At 70.8% G+C, this 17,105-nt stretch carries 20 protein-coding genes, 1 tRNA gene and 1 pseudogene; 9 read left to right on the top strand and 13 right to left on the bottom strand.

The window, feature by feature from the left end; all coding sequences use genetic code 11:
• The first annotated feature begins 5 nt into the window (after positions 1 to 5).
• Positions 6 to 1,304, top strand: a complete 1,299-nt coding sequence (locus tag J7W19_RS15445) for a sensor histidine kinase (protein WP_004947470.1) — start codon at positions 6 to 8, stop codon at positions 1,302 to 1,304.
• Positions 1,301 to 1,942 (top strand): response regulator, encoded by a 642-nt coding sequence (locus J7W19_RS15440; protein WP_004947473.1) that lies wholly within the window; start codon positions 1,301 to 1,303, stop codon positions 1,940 to 1,942. Before J7W19_RS15445 ends, J7W19_RS15440 begins: the two co-directional genes overlap by 4 nt.
• 283 nt (positions 1,943 to 2,225) lie before the next feature.
• Here the strand turns inward: J7W19_RS15440 and J7W19_RS15435 are convergent.
• From J7W19_RS15435 to rpmG, 6 genes and pseudogenes are all read right to left on the bottom strand, one after another.
• Positions 2,226 to 2,336, bottom strand: a pseudogene (locus tag J7W19_RS15435) (GTP-binding protein); the annotation flags it as partial.
• A gap of 6 nt (positions 2,337 to 2,342) precedes the next feature.
• Positions 2,343 to 2,513, bottom strand: coding sequence for a 50S ribosomal protein L32 (gene rpmF, locus J7W19_RS15430; protein WP_004947479.1), 171 nt, complete (start codon positions 2,511 to 2,513; stop codon positions 2,343 to 2,345).
• Between the two features lie 73 nt (positions 2,514 to 2,586).
• Positions 2,587 to 2,832: a 30S ribosomal protein S18 gene (gene rpsR, locus J7W19_RS15425; RefSeq protein ID WP_040890548.1), complete on the bottom strand. Its 246-nt coding sequence runs from the start codon at positions 2,830 to 2,832 to the stop codon at positions 2,587 to 2,589.
• A gap of 17 nt (positions 2,833 to 2,849) precedes the next feature.
• Positions 2,850 to 4,007 (bottom strand): GTP-binding protein, encoded by a 1,158-nt coding sequence (locus J7W19_RS15420; RefSeq protein WP_004947484.1) that lies wholly within the window; start codon positions 4,005 to 4,007, stop codon positions 2,850 to 2,852.
• A complete protein-coding gene (locus tag J7W19_RS15415; protein WP_004947488.1) occupies positions 4,004 to 4,255 on the bottom strand; it encodes a type B 50S ribosomal protein L31 in 252 nt (83 codons plus the stop codon). Before J7W19_RS15415 ends, J7W19_RS15420 begins: the two co-directional genes overlap by 4 nt.
• Positions 4,256 to 4,263: 8 nt before the next feature.
• Positions 4,264 to 4,467 (bottom strand): 50S ribosomal protein L33, encoded by a 204-nt coding sequence (gene rpmG, locus J7W19_RS15410; RefSeq protein WP_040890549.1) that lies wholly within the window; start codon positions 4,465 to 4,467, stop codon positions 4,264 to 4,266.
• A gap of 83 nt (positions 4,468 to 4,550) precedes the next feature.
• On the opposite strand from rpmG, the gene rpmB reads away from it, so the two are divergent.
• The 3 genes from rpmB (at position 4,551) to J7W19_RS15395 (ending at position 6,334) form a co-directional block, all read left to right on the top strand.
• Positions 4,551 to 4,787 (top strand): 50S ribosomal protein L28, encoded by a 237-nt coding sequence (gene rpmB / locus J7W19_RS15405; RefSeq protein WP_004947494.1) that lies wholly within the window; start codon positions 4,551 to 4,553, stop codon positions 4,785 to 4,787.
• Entirely contained in the window at positions 4,787 to 5,092 is a 306-nt protein-coding gene (gene rpsN / locus J7W19_RS15400; RefSeq protein WP_004947497.1) for a 30S ribosomal protein S14, read from the top strand. Before rpmB ends, rpsN begins: the two co-directional genes overlap by 1 nt.
• 642 nt (positions 5,093 to 5,734) lie before the next feature.
• Positions 5,735 to 6,334 (top strand): hypothetical protein, encoded by a 600-nt coding sequence (locus J7W19_RS15395; RefSeq protein ID WP_004947500.1) that lies wholly within the window; start codon positions 5,735 to 5,737, stop codon positions 6,332 to 6,334.
• Positions 6,335 to 7,032: 698 nt separating this feature from the next.
• Here the strand turns inward: J7W19_RS15395 and J7W19_RS15390 are convergent.
• The 3 genes from J7W19_RS15390 to J7W19_RS15380 all read right to left on the bottom strand — a co-directional run bounded on the left by J7W19_RS15390 (position 7,033) and on the right by J7W19_RS15380 (position 8,898).
• Positions 7,033 to 7,572 carry a hypothetical protein gene (locus J7W19_RS15390; protein WP_158688793.1) on the bottom strand — a complete coding sequence of 180 codons (540 nt, stop codon included), beginning with the start codon at positions 7,570 to 7,572 and terminating at the stop codon, positions 7,033 to 7,035.
• Between the two features lie 200 nt (positions 7,573 to 7,772).
• On the bottom strand, positions 7,773 to 8,441 hold the full coding sequence (locus J7W19_RS15385; protein WP_004947507.1) for a hypothetical protein: 669 nt from the start codon (positions 8,439 to 8,441) through the stop codon (positions 7,773 to 7,775).
• A gap of 386 nt (positions 8,442 to 8,827) precedes the next feature.
• Positions 8,828 to 8,898 (bottom strand) — tRNA-Gly (locus J7W19_RS15380).
• 258 nt (positions 8,899 to 9,156) lie between these two features.
• Here J7W19_RS15380 and J7W19_RS15375 point away from each other — a divergent pair.
• The 4 genes from J7W19_RS15375 to J7W19_RS15360 all read left to right on the top strand — a co-directional run bounded on the left by J7W19_RS15375 (position 9,157) and on the right by J7W19_RS15360 (position 11,828).
• On the top strand, positions 9,157 to 9,321 hold the full coding sequence (locus tag J7W19_RS15375) for a hypothetical protein (RefSeq protein WP_004947509.1): 165 nt from the start codon (positions 9,157 to 9,159) through the stop codon (positions 9,319 to 9,321).
• Between the two features lie 84 nt (positions 9,322 to 9,405).
• Positions 9,406 to 9,981, top strand: a complete 576-nt coding sequence (gene dcd / locus J7W19_RS15370) for a dCTP deaminase (protein ID WP_004947512.1) — start codon at positions 9,406 to 9,408, stop codon at positions 9,979 to 9,981.
• Between the two features lie 49 nt (positions 9,982 to 10,030).
• A complete protein-coding gene (locus J7W19_RS15365) occupies positions 10,031 to 10,528 on the top strand; it encodes a phosphoribosyltransferase (RefSeq protein WP_004947515.1) in 498 nt (165 codons plus the stop codon).
• Between the two features lie 85 nt (positions 10,529 to 10,613).
• Entirely contained in the window at positions 10,614 to 11,828 is a 1,215-nt protein-coding gene (locus tag J7W19_RS15360; protein WP_233478113.1) for an IS30 family transposase, read from the top strand.
• Positions 11,829 to 11,908: 80 nt separating this feature from the next.
• Here J7W19_RS15360 and J7W19_RS15355 read toward each other — a convergent pair whose 3' ends face one another.
• From J7W19_RS15355 to J7W19_RS15340, 4 genes are all read right to left on the bottom strand, one after another.
• The gene (locus J7W19_RS15355) at positions 11,909 to 13,090 is read right to left on the bottom strand and encodes a Yip1 family protein (protein ID WP_063825795.1); all 1,182 of its coding nucleotides are present in this window, start codon (positions 13,088 to 13,090) and stop codon (positions 11,909 to 11,911) included.
• Between the two features lie 285 nt (positions 13,091 to 13,375).
• On the bottom strand, positions 13,376 to 13,864 hold the full coding sequence (locus tag J7W19_RS15350; RefSeq protein ID WP_004945718.1) for a MarR family winged helix-turn-helix transcriptional regulator: 489 nt from the start codon (positions 13,862 to 13,864) through the stop codon (positions 13,376 to 13,378).
• A 50-nt stretch (positions 13,865 to 13,914) separates the two neighbouring features.
• Complete coding sequence (locus tag J7W19_RS15345) at positions 13,915 to 14,481, bottom strand: Uma2 family endonuclease (RefSeq protein ID WP_004945721.1); 567 nt, start codon at positions 14,479 to 14,481, stop codon at positions 13,915 to 13,917.
• Between the two features lie 139 nt (positions 14,482 to 14,620).
• Positions 14,621 to 16,891: a (Fe-S)-binding protein gene (locus tag J7W19_RS15340; protein ID WP_004945724.1), complete on the bottom strand. Its 2,271-nt coding sequence runs from the start codon at positions 16,889 to 16,891 to the stop codon at positions 14,621 to 14,623.
• Between the last annotated feature and the right edge of the window lie 214 nt (positions 16,892 to 17,105).

Below are 17,105 nucleotides of genomic sequence, written 5' to 3'. Positions count from 1 at the left end.
TCCCCATGAATCTGTGGTCGAGGATCGGCAGCCGCGAGGCGGGGGCCGGCGCCGGTGAGGTCTCCGCTCACGGCCCGGCACCCGGCCGACCCGCCGACCCGTTCCGGGTCGAGACGCTCGCCCGGTGGAACGCCGTCTGCCAGGTGCTGTTCGGCGCGATGGCCGTCGGACTCGTCCTGACGGACCGCGGCGGCGGGACGCGGTACGGGGTACTGGCGCTGCTCGGCTGCATCGTGCTCGGCTACACGGTCCTCGACCGCTTCCCGGACAACCCCGTGCTCCGGCCGCACACCTACCTGTGGACGCTCGTCCTCGGCATCGGCGGCCTCTCCTATCTCCGCAGCGGCTACGCGGCGCTGTTCATCGTCGCGCTGCCGCACTTCTGGCTCTTCGGCAGGACCCCGCGCACCTCCGTGGTGTTCACCGGGCTCGCCACCGTGTCGTCGCTGACCGGGAGTTGGCTGCGGCAGGGCTGGAGCGCCGAGTTCCTCAGCGAAACGCTCGTCTCCACGCTCGTCGTGGTCGCCGCGAGCGTCCTGATGGGCCTGTGGGTGCACTCCGTCGTCGAACAGAGCCGGGAACGGGCCCGGCTCATCGCCCAGTTGGAGGAGACGCAGCTCAAACTGTCCGAGGCGTACCAGCGCCAGGGCGCCACGGAGGAACGGGAGCGCATGGCGCGGGAGATCCACGACACGCTGGCGCAGGGGTTCGCCTCGATCGTCGTCCTCGCCGAAGCCGCGCGGGCCGGCCTCGCCACCGACCCGGAGCGAAGCGCCCAACAGCTGCGTTCGATCGAGAGCACGGCGCGCGAGAACCTCGCCGAGGCCCGCGTCTTGGTCGGCTCCGCGCGGCAGAGCCAGGTGGCCGCGGGCTCGGTCGCCCGGACACTGCGCCGGACCCTGGACCGGTTCACCGAGGACACCGGGCTCACGGTCGACGCCGACCTGGCCGACGTCGTGTGCGACCAGCCCACCAGGATCGCGCTGCTGCGCTGTACGCAGGAGTCGCTGGCCAACGTCCGCAAGCACGCGGCGGCCTCCACGGTGGGCGTCGTCCTCGCACGGCAGCCGTTCGGCGTCGAGCTGGAGATCACCGACGACGGGTGCGGCTTCGTGGTCGGCCGGTCGCGGGGGTTCGGGCTGGACGGGATGCGCAAGCGGCTCGCCGAGCTGGGCGGGCGGCTCACCGTGACGAGCTCGGTGGGGGAGGGGACGCGCGTTCTGGCGGTGATTCCCATGGATCCCGCGGACCCTGCTGACCCCGCTGACCCCTTGGACCCCACGGAGAGCGAGGTGGCGGCATGACGAGCGGCAAGCTCCGCGTCGTCGTGGTGGACGACCACGCGGTCATGCGCGCCGGTGTCATCGCCCTGCTGGCCTCGGAACCCAGCATCGAGATCATCGGCGAGGCCGCCGACGGGCGCCGGGCGCTCGAACTCGTCGACCGGTACGAGCCCGACGTCGCCCTGGTCGACCTGCGCATGCCCGTCCTCGACGGCGTCGCCACCACCACGGAGATCGTCGCCCGGCACCCGCGCACGCGCGTCCTGATCCTGACGACGTACGACACCGACGCCGAGATCGAACGCGGCGTGGAGGCCGGCGCCATCGGCTACCTGCTCAAGGACACCACCCGCGACCAACTCGTCGACGCGATCCACTCGGCGTCGCGCGGCGAGACCGTCCTCGCCCCGCGCGTGGCCGCGAAACTCGTCGCCCGGATGCGCCAGCCCGCCGAAGTCCCGCTGACGGCACGGGAGGTGGACGTGCTGACCGCGGTCGCCGACGGCCTCACCAACGCCGAGATCGGCGCCCGGCTGGTCATCGCGGAGGCCACGGTGAAGACCCACCTGCTGCGCCTCTTCGCCAAGCTCGACGTGAACGACAGGACGCGCGCCGTGGTCGTCGCCATGGAACGCGGCCTGCTCGGCCGGACCTCGTAGGACGGGGACCTCGTAGGACGGGGGCCTCCTAAGAGCGTGCGACGAGCGCCGACTCGCGCTCCGCCCCCTAAGCGACCCGCCGCCCTTCCAGAGCTGCCGGGGGGCGTCGCTGTCGCAGGTGGTCACCCGTACCTGGTACCGGCTGCCGCCGAACACCGGTGGGGCGATCGTCAGGCAGTGGCCGGTCTCGGCGTTCCGGCGACGCCCCCAAGCCTCATCCCGTAGCCCGGCGGTCGGCGCGGGCATCGTCGTCCCGGGCGGCGTGCCCCGGGTGACGCGGCGGCACCACGACGCGCAGCCCGTCGCGGTTGGCGAGGACGTGGTTGAGCAGAGCCGTCTTGCCCGCGCCGAGGAAGCGGGAGAGGACGGTCACCGGCAGCCGTCGATCGCTCATGGCCCGTCAGCCTTCCGGGCGCAGCAGCCCGCGCTCGTACGCCTTCACCAGCCGTCGCGGCACCAGGTGCACGGAGCCGTCGACGGTGATCGGGACCAGCCGGGGCGTGCTCGCCTTCCACTGGGCACGGCGGTGGCGGGTGTTCGAGCGGGACGTCTTCCGCTTGGGCACGGCCATGGGAACGGGACCTCCGTCATGGGTGAGTGGCGCCTCCGCGGACTCGGGGGTCCTGCGGAGGCAGGGGTGTTCTCTAGCGGGAGGAGTGAGGGAGCAGGGCCATTTCGCGGGCGTTCTTGATGGCCTGGGCGAGGCGGCGCTGCTGCCGGAGGGTCACGCCGGTGACGCGACGGCTGCGGATCTTGCCGCGGTCGGAGATGAACTTCCGCAGCAGGTCGGTGTCCTTGTAGTCGATGTAGACGATGCCTGCGGTGTCGAGGGGGTTGGTGCGCTGCTTGCGGCGGCGGTCGATGGTCTTGGTGTGCATGCGTCGGGGCATGGCGGGCTCTCCGCGGGTCAGGCGACGGGATCGAGGAACTCGTCGAAGGCGTGTGGCAGGCGCTGCCAGTCCTCCCGCCCGGTCGCGTACTCGGCGTCGGTGAGGAGACAGGAGTCGAGGAGTTCCAGCAGACCGTCGCGGTCGAGGCCGGGTGAGGTGAACGTGAGGTGCTGGCAGCGGTCGCCGTGTTCGGGGTGCCAGTCCAGGGCGGCGGCCACCCGGCGCTCGGGCGGGACCATCTCCCAGGCGGCGTCGGGCAGCGCGGCGAGCCAGGGTCCGGCCGATTCCACGCAGAGCGTCCCACCGGCGGCGTCCCAGGTGAGCAGGGTGTCGGGGCGGTCGGCGAGCCAGAATCGGCCTCGGCTGCGGGCGGCGGCACAGGTCAGGTCCTCGAGTGCCGCGTAGAGCCGTTGCGGGTGGAACGGGCGGTCACGGTGCCAGGCGAGGGTGGTCACCCCGTGCTCGTCCGCCTCCTGGGGGAGGAGGGCGCAGGAGGGGTGCTGCCGTGCGGCCGCGGCTGCCAGGTCGAAGCCGGCCTGCAGCGCCGGGCCGAGCGCACCCTCGCCCAGCCGCAAACGCCTCGCTTGGGGGGTGAGTTGAGCGAGCAGCGCGTGGTCGGCCGCATCCGCCTCGTCGTCGCCTTCGGCGAGGGCGAGCACGGTGGGGTACTCGATCTGCCGGGCAAAGGTGTCGGCGACCGTGCGCCGGTCGGTGGGCGCGGCAGCCAGCCCGACGTCGGCGAGGTCGTCGCCGTTGGCCAGGTACGGCAGCATGAGCGACGGATCGACGGCGGTCGCCACCCCGGTCAGCTCCAGTGCCTCGTCCTCGGCGGCGATGACGGCGGCCATGGCCTGCGGCTCGACGGAGTCCCACAGCTCGACGACGGCCAGCCGGTACGTTCCCGTCCGCGCGAGCCGCAGCAGTTCGGGGACCAGGTCCTCGCGCAGGGCGCAGCAGGCGCAGTCGTTGACCAGCGGCGTACGGCCGGTGCTCACGGGGCCGTTGACGTCGCGGACGGTGCGGAGGACCGAGCCGTGCGCGGCGGCGGACAGGTCGTGGTGGAGGACGACGGTGCCGGGCACGCCGTGCAGGACGTCGCCGATCGCGGCACGGCGGGCGCCTTCGCACAGCCCGCCGACGATCGCCACCGGAAGCCTGGGCTCCGTGAGGCTCACCCCGTCCTCCGTCCATAGCGGCGGTCGAAGCGCTCGACGCGGCCAGCGGTGTCCAGGACGCGCTGGGTGCCGGTGTAGAAGGGGTGGCCGGCGGAGGAGATCTCCACGTCGATGACGGGGTAGGTGTTGCCGTCCTCCCAGTCGACGGTCCTGTCGCTGGTCGCGGTCGACCGGGTGAGGAAGGCGAAGTCGGCGGCGCGGTCACGGAAGACCACATGGCGGTATTCGGGGTGGATGCCGGGCTTCATGGCAGGGCTCAGCGCTCCTCTCGGAAGTCGACGTGGCGGCCGGCGACGGGGGCGTACGCGCGCAGCGTGAGCCGGTCGGGGTCGTTGCGGCGGTTCTTGCGGGTCACGTAGGTGATGGGGGTACCCCCTGCTCGAGCGAAGCCGAGAGCTTGGGGGACGGTTCCGGCGGTGGACCGGAGCTTGATGACCGGGCGCAGTTCGTTACGGGCCATGGCTGCCAGTACACGAAAGTGGTTTTCGTTTTCATCTAGCGTGTACGGTGGGTGCCACCGACCACCCCCGCGGAAGGGAAGCCATGTCCGCCCACTGCCAACTCACCGGCCGTCAACCCGGCTTCGGCCACACCATCTCCCACTCCCACCGCCGCACCAAGCGCCGCTTCGACCCCAACATCCAGCGCAAGCGCTACTGGTTGCCCAGCGAGAACCGCCATGTCCGCCTCACCCTCAGCGCCAAGGGGATCAAGACCGTCGACGCCATCGGCGTCGAGGCCGCCGTCGCGCGCATCCGCGCCAGGGGAGGAAAGGTCTGATGGCCAAGAAGAGCAAGATCGTCAAGAACGAGAAGCGCCGCGAGATCGTCGCCCGCTACGCCGAGCGCCGTGCCGAGCTCAAGGCGCTCATCGCCGGCCCGCACACCTCCGACGCGGACCGGGAGGCGGCCCGGCGCGAGCTGCGGCGTCAGCCCCGCGACGCCAGCGCCACCCGCGTCCGCAACCGCGACTCCATCGACGGCCGCCCCCGCGGCCACCTGCGCGCCTTCGGCCTCTCCCGCATCCGACTGCGTGAGATGGCGCACGCCGGCGAGCTGCCGGGCGTGCGGAAGAGCAGCTGGTAACGCCCGGCGGGCTGCCGTGACCGGACTGGGGCGGCGGCCCTGGTGTTCTCGCGACAGGTCTGGACGGCAAGAAACCCCAGGCCATCCGACCTGGGGTTTCTTTCAAGAGCGGGCGACGAGAATCGAACGCCCGGACCACGTCCTCCGCCCCGAACCGGCGCATCGGATCGGCGACTTGCGCCGTCCCGTGCGGCGGTTCGCGCATGCTCCGACCGTGCGGTCCAGGGAGGCGAGGGCGGCCAGACCGACCCGCTCGATGCGTTCGAGCGCGGGCAGGGCGGCGGGCAGCGCGGCCCGGACAGCCCGGCGAGCTGCCCCGCCGCCCCGCGCGCCCACTGCCGGGCCCGCGCCGGCCCGGCGAAGAGCGCGAGCACCGCGGCACCCGCCGGCAGCAGGGCCAGTACGGGCAGTACGAGCCTCCCGGGTGCCGTCGCCCCGAGCCCCCGACCACCCCGAACGCCTCCGCCATGCGAGCGCCCCCGGCCCCACCCTACGGACCACTGCCCTGCCCCGCCCTCTGCCGATCGGCAGAGGGCGGGCGTGTAACGCCCCCAGGATCGGCCGGTTGGCGGATAGGACCGCGCACGAGCCCGCGACGAGGCTGTATCCGCCAAGCCGCCACGCTTCGACGGGAGTTCACTCATGCTCGACACCACCCGGCACATCACCCCGAACGCCACCGCCGCCCCCGGCGTGCCGCCCCGCTGGGTCGTCCGCGCGGCCCACCTGGCGGCGCTCGCGCCGCTGCCCAGCGGGCTGTGGAGGCTCGCCGCCGCGCTCGGCGTGCCGGTCGGGTTCACCGGGGCGAACGCGCTCGCCGACGTGACCCCGGGCAGCTTCTTCTCCCTCTACATGATCGCGCTGTCCCTCGCCGCCGAGGCGCTCGGCCTGCTCGCGCTCGGCCTGGTCCGGCGATGGGGCGAGGTGTTCTGGTCCTGGCTGCCGCTGTTGGGCGGACGCAGGGTGCCGACCTGGTTCGCCGTGCCCCTGGCGGGCGCCGGGGCGCTCGCGCTCACCGTCCTCACCGTCCTCGGCGCCTTCGGCTGGAACCAGCCGGACACGATGGCCGACCCCGAGGCCCCGAAGGGCGTCGCGTACCTGGTGATGACGGCCTGCTACGCCCCACTGCTCGCCTGGGGGCCGCTGCTGGCCGTGGTGACCGCGCACTACTGGCTGCGCCGCCGCCGCGCCGCGCGGCTGCACTCGGCCGCATGGGCCGCGCGTGGCCGGGCCGGGGCATGACCGCGAGGAGCAGACAGCACTCCGCCGTCCCTAGGTCACCTCCAGCCCCTCGCGGGTGCGGATCACGGGGGCTGCCCCGGAACCGAACACAGGACACCGTGCCTGCACAGAGCCCAAGGCCACTGAGAACCCTGAATGAGAAGCAACTGCTCGAACGAGCACTTCTGCCGGGGCGTTGAACCGGCCCGATGCCCCGAGGGCCATCGTCAGGCCGTCGGACGAATGCAGCGCACCGCTGACCGAACGGAACGACGGAGCGCCGCATGACCAACGCCGCCAGTCTCCTTCTCGCCGCCGCGCTCTTCACGGTCGGTGTGCTCCACTTCCTCTGGGCCGTCGGCGTCTACCGGCCGGCCACTTCCCAGGAGGACCTGGCCCTGGCCCGGAAGGCCAGAAATCCCGAGCCTGCCGACCGCCCTGGTGGCGGCGTGGCTGCTCGGGGCCGTGTACGTGGCTCGGGCGGCGAACTGGGACGTACTGCGATTTGCCCCCGACTGGCCATACCGCATGGGCATCCGGGCCCTGGTCGCGCCCATGGCCCTGGTCGCGCTCATGGCCCTGCGCGGACTGACACGATGTGGCGTCATCTCGCCGGACGCGCGGGTCAGTGCTGCGTCGCACAAGTCGGCGGTGCGGCAGCCTGCAGCGAGCGGAGGCTGATCAGGCGGGCGGGAGCGACAAGGCTCCCGCCCACACCGTCACTCCGTACCGATTTCCAGCTGCACTCCGCCGGGGGCGTGGTGGACGCTGGTGCGGATCAGGCACTCCGTGGCAGCGCCGTCCGCCAGGGTTGCCAGTGTGCGGTGAGCCCGGAGACCCTTGCCGGGGCCCTTGGTCACCTCGCCGTTCAGCCGGACGACGTTGAGGCCGGCGACGCGGAGGGTCGTGGAGCTGTCGTAGTTGATGATCGAGGTGCGGCCGTCGGCGTAGCGGATTACCTCTCTGCCCGTGGGGTTGTCCGCCGCGATGCAGGAGGCGGCCGGCGAGGAGCCTTCGAAGGTGCCCGTTGCCGGTTCGTTCCGGCCTGCCGCACCGCTGCACGTGTACTGGGCGCGGGCGTGGATGCGGGTCGGTCGGGGGAGGAGGCCGAGGCTGGGGCTGGAGTAGCCGTCCTCATGGCCGGTGCAGAGGACGCTTTCCGTGTCGCCATGGGCCGAAGCCGTCGGTGCCCAGGCCAGGGAGGAGCCGATCAGTGCCATCGCGCACAGGGCCGCCCTGACACCATGTCTGCCCACCATGTGCGTCCCCTCCCAGGGCCTCTTGGACGCTCGTCCGTCATTGGCGTCCACACCGGCTCTGGCTACCCGTGGGGGGCCTGTGATGCACCGGCTGCCGGTTCCCTGCGGCAGCTCACTCGTGGGGCCACGCTGTAGCGCGCACGCCCCAGCGCCCGGTGGTACGTACGCGCACTCCCTTACCGCCGGGGCATGAGGGCGCCTCAGTCCTCTGCGGTCAGACCGGTGATGAACCGGCGGGTTCGTCCTTCGGCGACGGCGTTGACGCCGTGGATGAGTTGGGCCCCGTAGACGACGGCAGTGCCGGGGCCGGCGGGCGTCGTCCACCGGTTGCCGTGCACCCGGTGGATCCAGGCGGTGTCCGCGGTGCCGTGGGAGACCTTGTCGTGCGGCGCGATGCGGGTGAAGCGCATGCCGGGTGCGTAGCCGGGGGCGTGGTCGCCGTCGAACCGGGGGTCCCACACCTCTTCGCTGGAGGTGGTCTCGAAGAAGAACTCCCCACCGCGCGCCGCGTCTTCGACGGTGACCTGGACACGGGCGACGTGCCGGGGCCGGGCGAACGGATCGGCGCCGATGCCGTCCATGTGGCGTGTGGCCCCCTGCCCGGCCGTGAACTGGATGAACTGCCAGGGCGAGCAGCCGGTCACGGACGGGAAGGTGCGCCGCAGCTCGGGCAGGTGGCGCAGCGTCGCGGCCGTCAGGGTGTCCTGGACTCCGTCCGGAAATGCGGTCAGCTCCTCGCCGACGTAGGCGGGCCGCCAGCCGGTCCGTTCGATGTGCTCATCGATCGCACGGGCCAGCCGCGCCGTCTCCTCCGTGGTCAGGAATGCGTCCACTGTGTCCACGGCGAGCGTCTCGGTCAGCGTGATCACTCTCGTGCCTCCTTCGGTCACGTGGCGATCCACGCAGTCGGGGCGTGCTCTCGGCGTGCATCGTCCTGCTGTCGCACGGGCACGGCAAGGGAAAGGTCCGGACTGGCGATCTCAAGCCCGTGGCGGAGTCGGCAGGCTCCCGAGTCAGCAGGCTCCCGACCGGTTCGAGGCAGCAATGGGCATAGCGAGCCCACACAGGTGCCGCAGATCACGTAGCACCGTCTCGTCAAGTGAGACGGTTCTGGGCGGAACGGCTTCGGGAGCAGGCGGGTGGTCGCCTGAGGAGGGCATTCCCTCGAGTTTTGGGCACGCAGAGGGCACGGGACCTCCCGAGAGGTCTGGACAACAAGGAACCCCCAGGCCGCTGGCCTGGGGGTTCCGTACAGAGCGGGCGACGAGAATCGAACTCGCGCTCTGAGCTTGGGAAGCTCATGTTCTACCATTAAACTACGCCCGCGAGGACGCCCCATCAGGGCGTCGCATCGTCGCACACTCTACCCCATTCGAGCCCCTCGGCGCACGTGCCGCAGGGGGCTTTTTCGTTTGCGGGGGTGGTGTGGAAGGGGTGGGGACAGGGGCGTGGGGCGCGGGAGTTGGGGCGTACCGTGGGGCGCGGTGGCCGACCCTGGGGGTGGTGGGAGTGCCGCGCGTGAGCGCGTCCCATACATCCCCTAATGTGGCTTTTGTCTTTCACGTCCATGGGGAAAGGGACTCGATGGAGCGCACCGTCGTCCGTTGTGCCGAGGGGCACGTGTTCAGCACCGCTTCGTTCCCGATGCAGAACCTCGGTCCCGGCCGGATCGGTCCCGGCCGTCTGCTGCGCTGTCCGCGCTGTGCGCGGCTGCGGCACTCGGTTCCGGTGGGGCAGCAGAAGCGGTGATCGCCGCGCGGTGAGCGGCAGCGCGGGCCCGGTCCGGACAGGACCGGGCCCGCGTCGTCCTTCTTCTCCGCGTATCCTCGACCCGTGCTTCTCTCAGACAAGGACATCCGGACCGAGATCGACGCCGGCCGGGTGCGGATCGACCCGTACGACGCATCGATGGTGCAGCCGTCGAGCATCGATGTGCGCCTCGACCGCTATTTCCGGGTGTTCGAGAACCACCGGTACCCGCACATCGACCCCGCCGTGGAGCAGGCGGACCTCACCCGTGAGGTGGTGCCGGAGGGGGACGAGGCGTTCATCCTGCACCCCGGCGAGTTCGTGCTGGCCTCGACGTACGAGGTCATCACGCTGCCCGGGGACATCGCCTCACGGCTGGAGGGCAAGTCCAGCCTGGGCCGGCTCGGCCTGCTGACGCACTCGACCGCGGGTTTCATCGACCCGGGGTTCTCCGGCCACGTGACGCTGGAGCTGTCCAACATGGCGACGCTCCCGATCAAGCTCTGGCCGGGCATGAAGATCGGGCAGCTGTGCATGTTCCGGCTGACGTCGCCGGTCGAGCACCCGTACGGGTCCGCGAAGCACGGTTCCCGCTACCAGGGCCAGCGCGGTCCGACGCCGTCGCGGTCCTTCCAGAATTTCCATCGCACGCAGGTCTGACCGCGCAGGTCGCGCAGGTCCGACGACCAGGGAACAGGGCGAAGAGCAAGTGAGTGACATCCGCGAGAACCTGACCTACCCGATCTTCGGGCAGGCCATCCGGGAGCTGGCCCAGACCGTCGCGGACGACGGCTACGAGCCCGACATCATCCTGTCCATCGCGCGCGGCGGCGTCTTCGTCGCCGGCGGCCTCGCCTACGCGCTGGACTGCAAGAACATCCACCTGGTGAACGTCGAGTTCTACACCGGCGTGGGTTCGACGCTGGAGATGCCGGTCATGCTGGCGCCCGTCCCGAACGCGATCGACTTCTCCAACAAGAAGGTCCTGATCGCGGACGACGTCGCGGACACCGGCAAGACGCTCAAGCTCGTCCACGACTTCTGCCTGGAGCACGTCGCCGAGGTGCGCAGCGCGGTGATCTACGAGAAGTCGCACTCGCTGGTGAAGTGCGAGTACGTCTGGAAGCGCACCGACGAGTGGATCAACTTCCCGTGGAGCGTCGAGCCGCCGGTGGTGCGGCGCGAGGGCCAGGTCCTCGACGCGTGACCTGACGGCCCGGTTCAGCGCGAAGGCCCCGGCTCCTGTGCTTGGGTTCTAGTGGTCGTCGCAACACCCCAGCTCAGGGGATGCGATGGACTTCAAGATCCGTGAGAGCCGCAGGGAACAGGGCCCACGGAAGCTGCACCGGGAACGGGAGGAATACTTCCGGCTCGTGCAGCTGGGATTCGGTAACGCGGAGGCGAGCCGACGCGTAGGTGTCAACCCTCGGACCGGCCGTGAGTGGCGCAACGGCCGGCCCGAGGGCCGCAGGAAGCCGCCGAGGCTGCCCGCACACGCTGTGCGGGCGCCCTCGCTGTCGTCCCGGTACCTGACCGAGACCGACCGGATCCACATCGCCGACCGGCTGCGGGAGAAGGCATCGGTGCGGGCGATCGCGGCCGAGCTGGGCCGCAGCCCCTCCACGGTCAGCCGCGAGATCCGCCGCAACCGCCACCCCGTGGGCGGGCAGTACCGTCCCCACGCTGCCCAGGCCCGCGCCGATGCCCGCCGGCCCCGCCCCAAGCAGGGGAAGATCGCCCGCAACCCGGCACTCCGGGACTTCATCCAGCGCCACCTGAGACGGCGGTGGAGCCCGGAACAGATCTGCAACGCTCTGCGGGCACAGTTCCCGAACCGGCCGGAGATGCACGTGGTCCACGAAACCGTCTACCAGGCCCTCTACATCCAAGGACGCGGCGAACTGCGCCGCGAAGTGGCCCGCTCCCTGCGAAGCGGCCGGGCCATGCGCAGGCCACAGCGCCAGGCCGCCTCGCGCCAGCCGCGCTTCACCCACCCCATGGTCATGATCAGCGAACGCCCCGCCGAGGCCGAGGACCGGGCGGTGCCCGGCCACTGGGAAGGCGACCTGATCATCGGCAAGGACAGCGGTTCCGCGATCGGCACCCTGGTCGAGCGCGCCACCCGCTACGTGATGCTGGTCCATCTGCCGGACGGCCGCGGTGCCGAGCAGGTCCGCGACGCGCTCCAGGAGACCGTGCAGCGGCTTCCCACCCACCTGAAACGGTCCCTGACCTGGGACCAGGGCAGCGAGATGGCCGCCCACCACGCTTTCACCATCGCCACTGATGTCCCGGTCTACTTCTGCGATCCCGCCAGCCCCTGGCAGCGCGGCTCGAACGAGAACACCAACGGCCTCCTGCGGCAGTACTTCCCCAAGGGCACCGACCTGTCCGCCCACAGCCGTGAAGACCTCGACGCCGTCGCAGCCGAACTCAACGGCCGCCCACGCAAAACGCTCGGCTGGGAAACCCCAGCCGAGCGCCTGCATAAACTGCTTGCGGCCTGATCAACACGACCACGTGTTGCAACGACCCCTAGAAACCGCCGTGCGAGGAGCCGGGGCCTTCCGTGTGCCGGGCGGCGTGGTTACAGCGTGCCCAGCTTGATGATCGAGAGCAGGGCGACCAGCTGGATCGCCGACGCGCCCAGCGCCTTCGGCCAGGGCAGGTCGTGCGACTTGCTCACCATCGAGGTGAAGAGGTAGCCGGCCAGCAGCCAGGTGGCCCAGCCGAGGAGCTGCACGACCGGGTTGTCGCCGCCCAGGAAGACCGCGAGGAGCAGCCGCGGGGCGTCCGTGATCGACATGATGAGCATGGACAGGCCGATGGTCGGCTGCCACAGCCCGTCGCCGCCCAACTGACGGGCCAGGGTGTGGGTCACCGCGCCGAGGATCAGCCCGGAGACGAGGACGATCACCCCGGCGATCAGGACCAGCGGGATGCTGTTGGCGAACGTCGCGTTGAGCACGTCCGAGCGGGCCTTGTCGAAGCCGAAGACCGCGAGCAGGCCGTAGACGAAGGTGACGAGCAGCGCGGGGACCCACATCGGGTGGTCGCGCATCCGCCAGAAGGTGGCGGACGGGCGCAGCACGAGGCCGGTCAGCAGGTCCTTCCAGTGCAGCTTGGGGCCGGGCGGGGGGCCGTTGTAGGTCTGCGCGTCGCCGTAGCCGTCGTCGCCGTAGTCGCCCTCGCCGTACCCGTCGTCGTAGCCGCCGGTCCCGTAGGGGGGGTTGCCGCCCTGGGGCGGGTACGCGTCCGGGGCCTCCCCGAGGCCGAACTGCTGGGTGCTGCCCTGCTGGGGGTACGGCTGCGGGGGGCGGTGGCCGTGGCCCTGGCTCTGGCCGTGTCCATAGCCCTGCCCCTGCCCCTGCCCCTGCCCCTGGCCCGGGTACGGGTGTCCGCCCGGGCCGCCGTGGGCCGGCCCCCCGTACGTCGGCTGTCCGCCGTAGGACGGTCCCGGGCCCTGCGGGGGCCGGTGGTGCGACGGCTCGCCGCCGAAGTACTCCGGTTCGTCACCGCCGGCGGCCGGTCCGCCCTGCCACTGCCGCCCGTCCCAACCGCCGCCGGGGGCGCCGGGGGCGTGCCCGGGCGCACCGCCGGGCGCGCCTGCCGGGCCGGGCCCGTACGGGGCTCCCCCGCCCGTACCGCCCCCGCCCGGGCCGCCGTACGGGGCGCCCCCGTACGGGGCCTGCTGCCCGGGGTGTCGTGCTTGTCGTGCGGCGTTGCCCTCTTCCGAGTCCCGTCCGCGTCCCATCCTGAATCCAGCCACGCCTTCGAACGTACCCGCTCCCGGGGAGCCATGGTGCGGGGGTGGGGGCGCAGGGGCTTCCTTGCTGCTGAGCTGTGACATCCCCTAGGGGAGAGGCCCGGGGGAAGTAGGGGAAGCAGGGGTTTACGGGGCTGTGTTACGGGTTCGGGGCGGGCGACCTTCGGGCGATCTCCGCCCGCCGAGCGGGGTGAGGGTCAGGCGCCGGGCCGGTGGCCGAGGCCGCGCAGACGGCGCCGGGCCGACGGCCCGCGGTCCGGTGGTCCTCGCCGTCCGCTCCCTCTCCGCTCACGCCGCGCCGCGCGCCGCCGTGACGTTGTGGATCATCCGGCGGAGCACCCGCAGCGCCCCCACGTACTCCTCGTCCGGGATCCCCTCGTGGATCTCCGCCCGCATCCCGTCGACCAGCTCCTTCGTACGGGCCTTGGCGGCCCGCCCGGCGTCCGTCAGCCGGAGTGCGCCCCGGTCGTCGGCGGTCAGCCAGCCGCGGGCGAGCAGGCTGTCGGCCGCCCGGCCGATCTCGTCCGGCCCGACGCCGATCGTGCCGCCGAGGCGCGCCACGAGCTCGCCGCGGGGCCGCCCGGCGCCCGCGACCTGGTTGAGGATCCACCACTGCGGCTGTGTGATGTCGACACCGGCCATTCCGTCGCGGATGCGCCGGATGACGGCGTCGTGGGCCACGCCGCTCCAGTAGCCGATGGGCTGTGCGGCGAGGGCGGCGAAGTCGTCGGGGGTGTTCGGGTCGGCGGGCTTCACGGAGGAGGTCCGGTTCGTCATGGGGAGGACGCTAGGACCTCAACCGCAGTCGAGATCAAGGACGATGGCCCTCACACCTGGTAGCGGGGGAATTCCGAGGTGTCGACCGTCCACTCGCCCACGGCGACCTTGTCGCCGAAGACGTAGTCATGACGGGCGCGGTAGCACCGCAGGTCGTCAGGACCGGGGCCGGGGTCGGACATGACGGCCGCGGTGCCCTTGCGCGGATCGACAAGGAGGTAGAACGGGATGCCCATGGCCGGGTAGTCCTGCGTCTTCTCCGTGTAGTCGTTGCTGTGGTTCGTCGGTGAGACGATCTCGGCGACCAGCGACAGATCACGTGGGTGGAACGGGTCCATTGTCTCCTCGGCGAAGATCTCCTCGGGTACGACGATCAGATCCGGGCGCCGGAGCTTGCCGATCGAGACGTCCTCCACCTCCCCGCCCGTGTGTGCCACGAGTCCGTCGGCGAGCTGGTGGTCCAGCTGGCGGCGCAGACGCATCGCGATGAGTTGGTGAGGCCGGGAAGGGGACACCATCATGAGAATCCCGTTTCCGGTGATCTCCGCCCCCACAACGGGTTCCGGAGCGTGCTCGAGCAACTCCTCGGCGATGGCACGCATGCGGGCGTAGTCCATGTTGGCTCCTTGAGCCGAGTCGTGGGCGCTGTGCGGTCATCGTCCCACGCGCCTATGACAACGGCCGGACGCCGAGAACGACGACGGCCGGGCCCCGCGATCACCGCGGGCCCCGGCCGTCGTCACCGCATGGGTGGCGCTACTTCACCGGCTCCGGGTCCGGTTCCGGCGCGGTGGCGGTCTCGCCGTCGCCCTCCGGCTCCACCGGCGTCTTCACCGACTCCAGCAGGAGCTGGGCGACGTCCACGACCTGGATGGACTCCTTGGCCTTGCCGTCGTTCTTCTTGCCGTTGACCGAGTCGGTCAGCATGACGAGGCAGAAGGGGCAGGCGGTGGAGACGATGTCCGGGTTGAGCGACAGCGCCTCGTCCACGCGCTCGTTGTTGATGCGCTTGCCGATGCGCTCCTCCATCCACATGCGCGCGCCGCCGGCGCCGCAGCAGAAGCCGCGCTCCTTGTGGCGGTGCATCTCCTCGTTCCGCAGGCCCGGCACCTTGGCGATGATCTCGCGCGGCGGGGTGTAGACCTTGTTGTGACGGCCCAGGTAGCAGGGGTCGTGATAGGTGATCAGACCCTCGACCGGGGTGACGGGGACCAGCTTGCCCTCGTCGACGAGGTGCTGGAGCAGCTGCGTGTGGTGGATGACCTCGTACTCGCCGCCGAGCTGCGGGTACTCGTTGGCGATCGTGTTGAAGCAGTGCGGGCAGGTCGCGACGATCCTCTTCTTGGACTTCTCGACCTTGACGCCCTCCTCGGCGTCCTCGCCGAACGCCATGTTGAGCATCTCGACGTTCTGCTGGCCGAGCTGCTGGAAGAGGAACTCGTTGCCCAGACGGCGCGCGGAGTCACCGGTGCACGCCTCGTCGCCGCCCATGATGGCGAACTTCACGCCCGCCATGTGCAGCAGCTCCGCGAACGCCTTGGTGGTCTTCTTGGCGCGGTCCTCCAGGGCGCCGGCGCAGCCGACCCAGTACAGGTAGTCGACCTCGGTGAGGTCCTCGATGTCCTTGCCGACGACCGGGACCTCGAAGTCGACCTCCTTGGTCCACGCCAGGCGCTGCTTCTTGGCGAGGCCCCAGGGGTTGCCCTTCTTCTCCAGGTTCTTGAGCATCGTGCCCGCCTCGGACGGGAACGAGGACTCGATCATCACCTGGTAGCGGCGCATGTCGACGATGTGGTCGACGTGCTCGATGTCCACCGGGCACTGCTCGACGCACGCGCCGCACGTCGTGCAGGACCACAGGACGTCCGGGTCGATGACGCCGTTCTCTTCGAGGGTGCCGATCAGCGGGCGCTCCGTCTCCGCCAGGGCGGCGGCCGGGACGTCCTTCAGCTGCTCCTCGGTCGCCTTCTCCTCGCCCTCCATGGTCTTGCCGCCACCGGCCAGCAGGTATGGCGCCTTGGCGTGCGCGTGGTCGCGCAGCGACATGATCAGCAGCTTCGGGGAGAGCGGCTTGCCGGTGTTCCAGGCGGGGCACTGCGACTGGCAGCGGCCGCACTCGGTGCAGGTGGAGAAGTCGAGGATGCCCTTCCAGGAGAACTCCTCGACCTTGGAGACGCCGAAGACGTCGTCCTCGCCCGGGTCCTCGAAGTCGATCGGCTTGCCGCCGCTCGTCATCGGCTGCAGCGCGCCCAGGGCGACGTCGCCGCTCGCCTCACGCTTGAACCAGATGTTCGGGAAGGCCAGGAAGCGGTGCCAGGCGACGCCCATGTCCGTCTTCAGGGAGACCGTGATCATCCAGATGAAGGACGTCGCGATCTTCAGGCCCGCGAAGAAGTAGGTGAGGTTCTGGAGGGTGGAGACGTCCATCCCCTCCAGCCACGAGACGACCGGGTACGAGATGAAGAACGACGCCTCGTAGCCGTCCACGTGGTGCTGGGCGCCCTCCAGCGCGTGCAGCATGAAGATGCAGACGCCGACGATGAGGATGACGGACTCGACGAAGTACGCCTGGCCGGTGTTGGAGCCGGCGAAGCGGGACTTGCGGCCGGGCTTGTCCGGCCGGTTCAGCTGCCGGATGACGATCAGCGTCAGGATGCCGAGGGCGGTCATCGTGCCGAGGAACTCGACGAAGACGTTGTACGGGGCCCAGTCGCCGATGACCGGCAGGATCCAGTCGGCCTGGAAGAGCTGGCCGATGGCGTTGACGATCGTCAGCAGCAGGGAGAAGAAGCCCACCGCCACGAACCAGTGCGCGACGCCGACGACGCCCCACTTGTTCATCCTGGTGTGGCCGAGGAACTCCTTGACCACCGTGACCGTGCGCCCTGCCGGGTCGTCGGTGCGGGTGCCGGCGGGGACGGGCTGGCCGATCCGTACGAAGCGGTAGATCTGGAGGATGGCACGGCCGAACAGCGCGACACCGACCGCGATGAGGACCAGCGACACAATGATCGCGGCGAGTTGCATGGGAGGCTCCTCGGGCCTGCGAGAGCGGGATTGGCGGGACGGGGATGACGGGATGAGGGACGAGTGGGACGACGGATGAGCGGGATTACTACTCGGTAACTTATCCAGTCCGTACGAGACTACTCACTCTCGCGCCCGCGATATACCCGCAGCGCCGGTGATCTGCGTCGCGCGGGCCGCGCGTCCCCGCCCGGGTGCGATGCCTTGCAGATAA

Source organism: Streptomyces mobaraensis NBRC 13819 = DSM 40847 (assembly GCF_017916255.1).
GTDB lineage: Bacteria > Actinomycetota > Actinomycetes > Streptomycetales > Streptomycetaceae > Streptomyces > Streptomyces mobaraensis.
The sequence above is the reverse complement of the archived record's forward strand: the minus strand, read 5'-3'. Positions and strand labels throughout refer to the sequence as shown.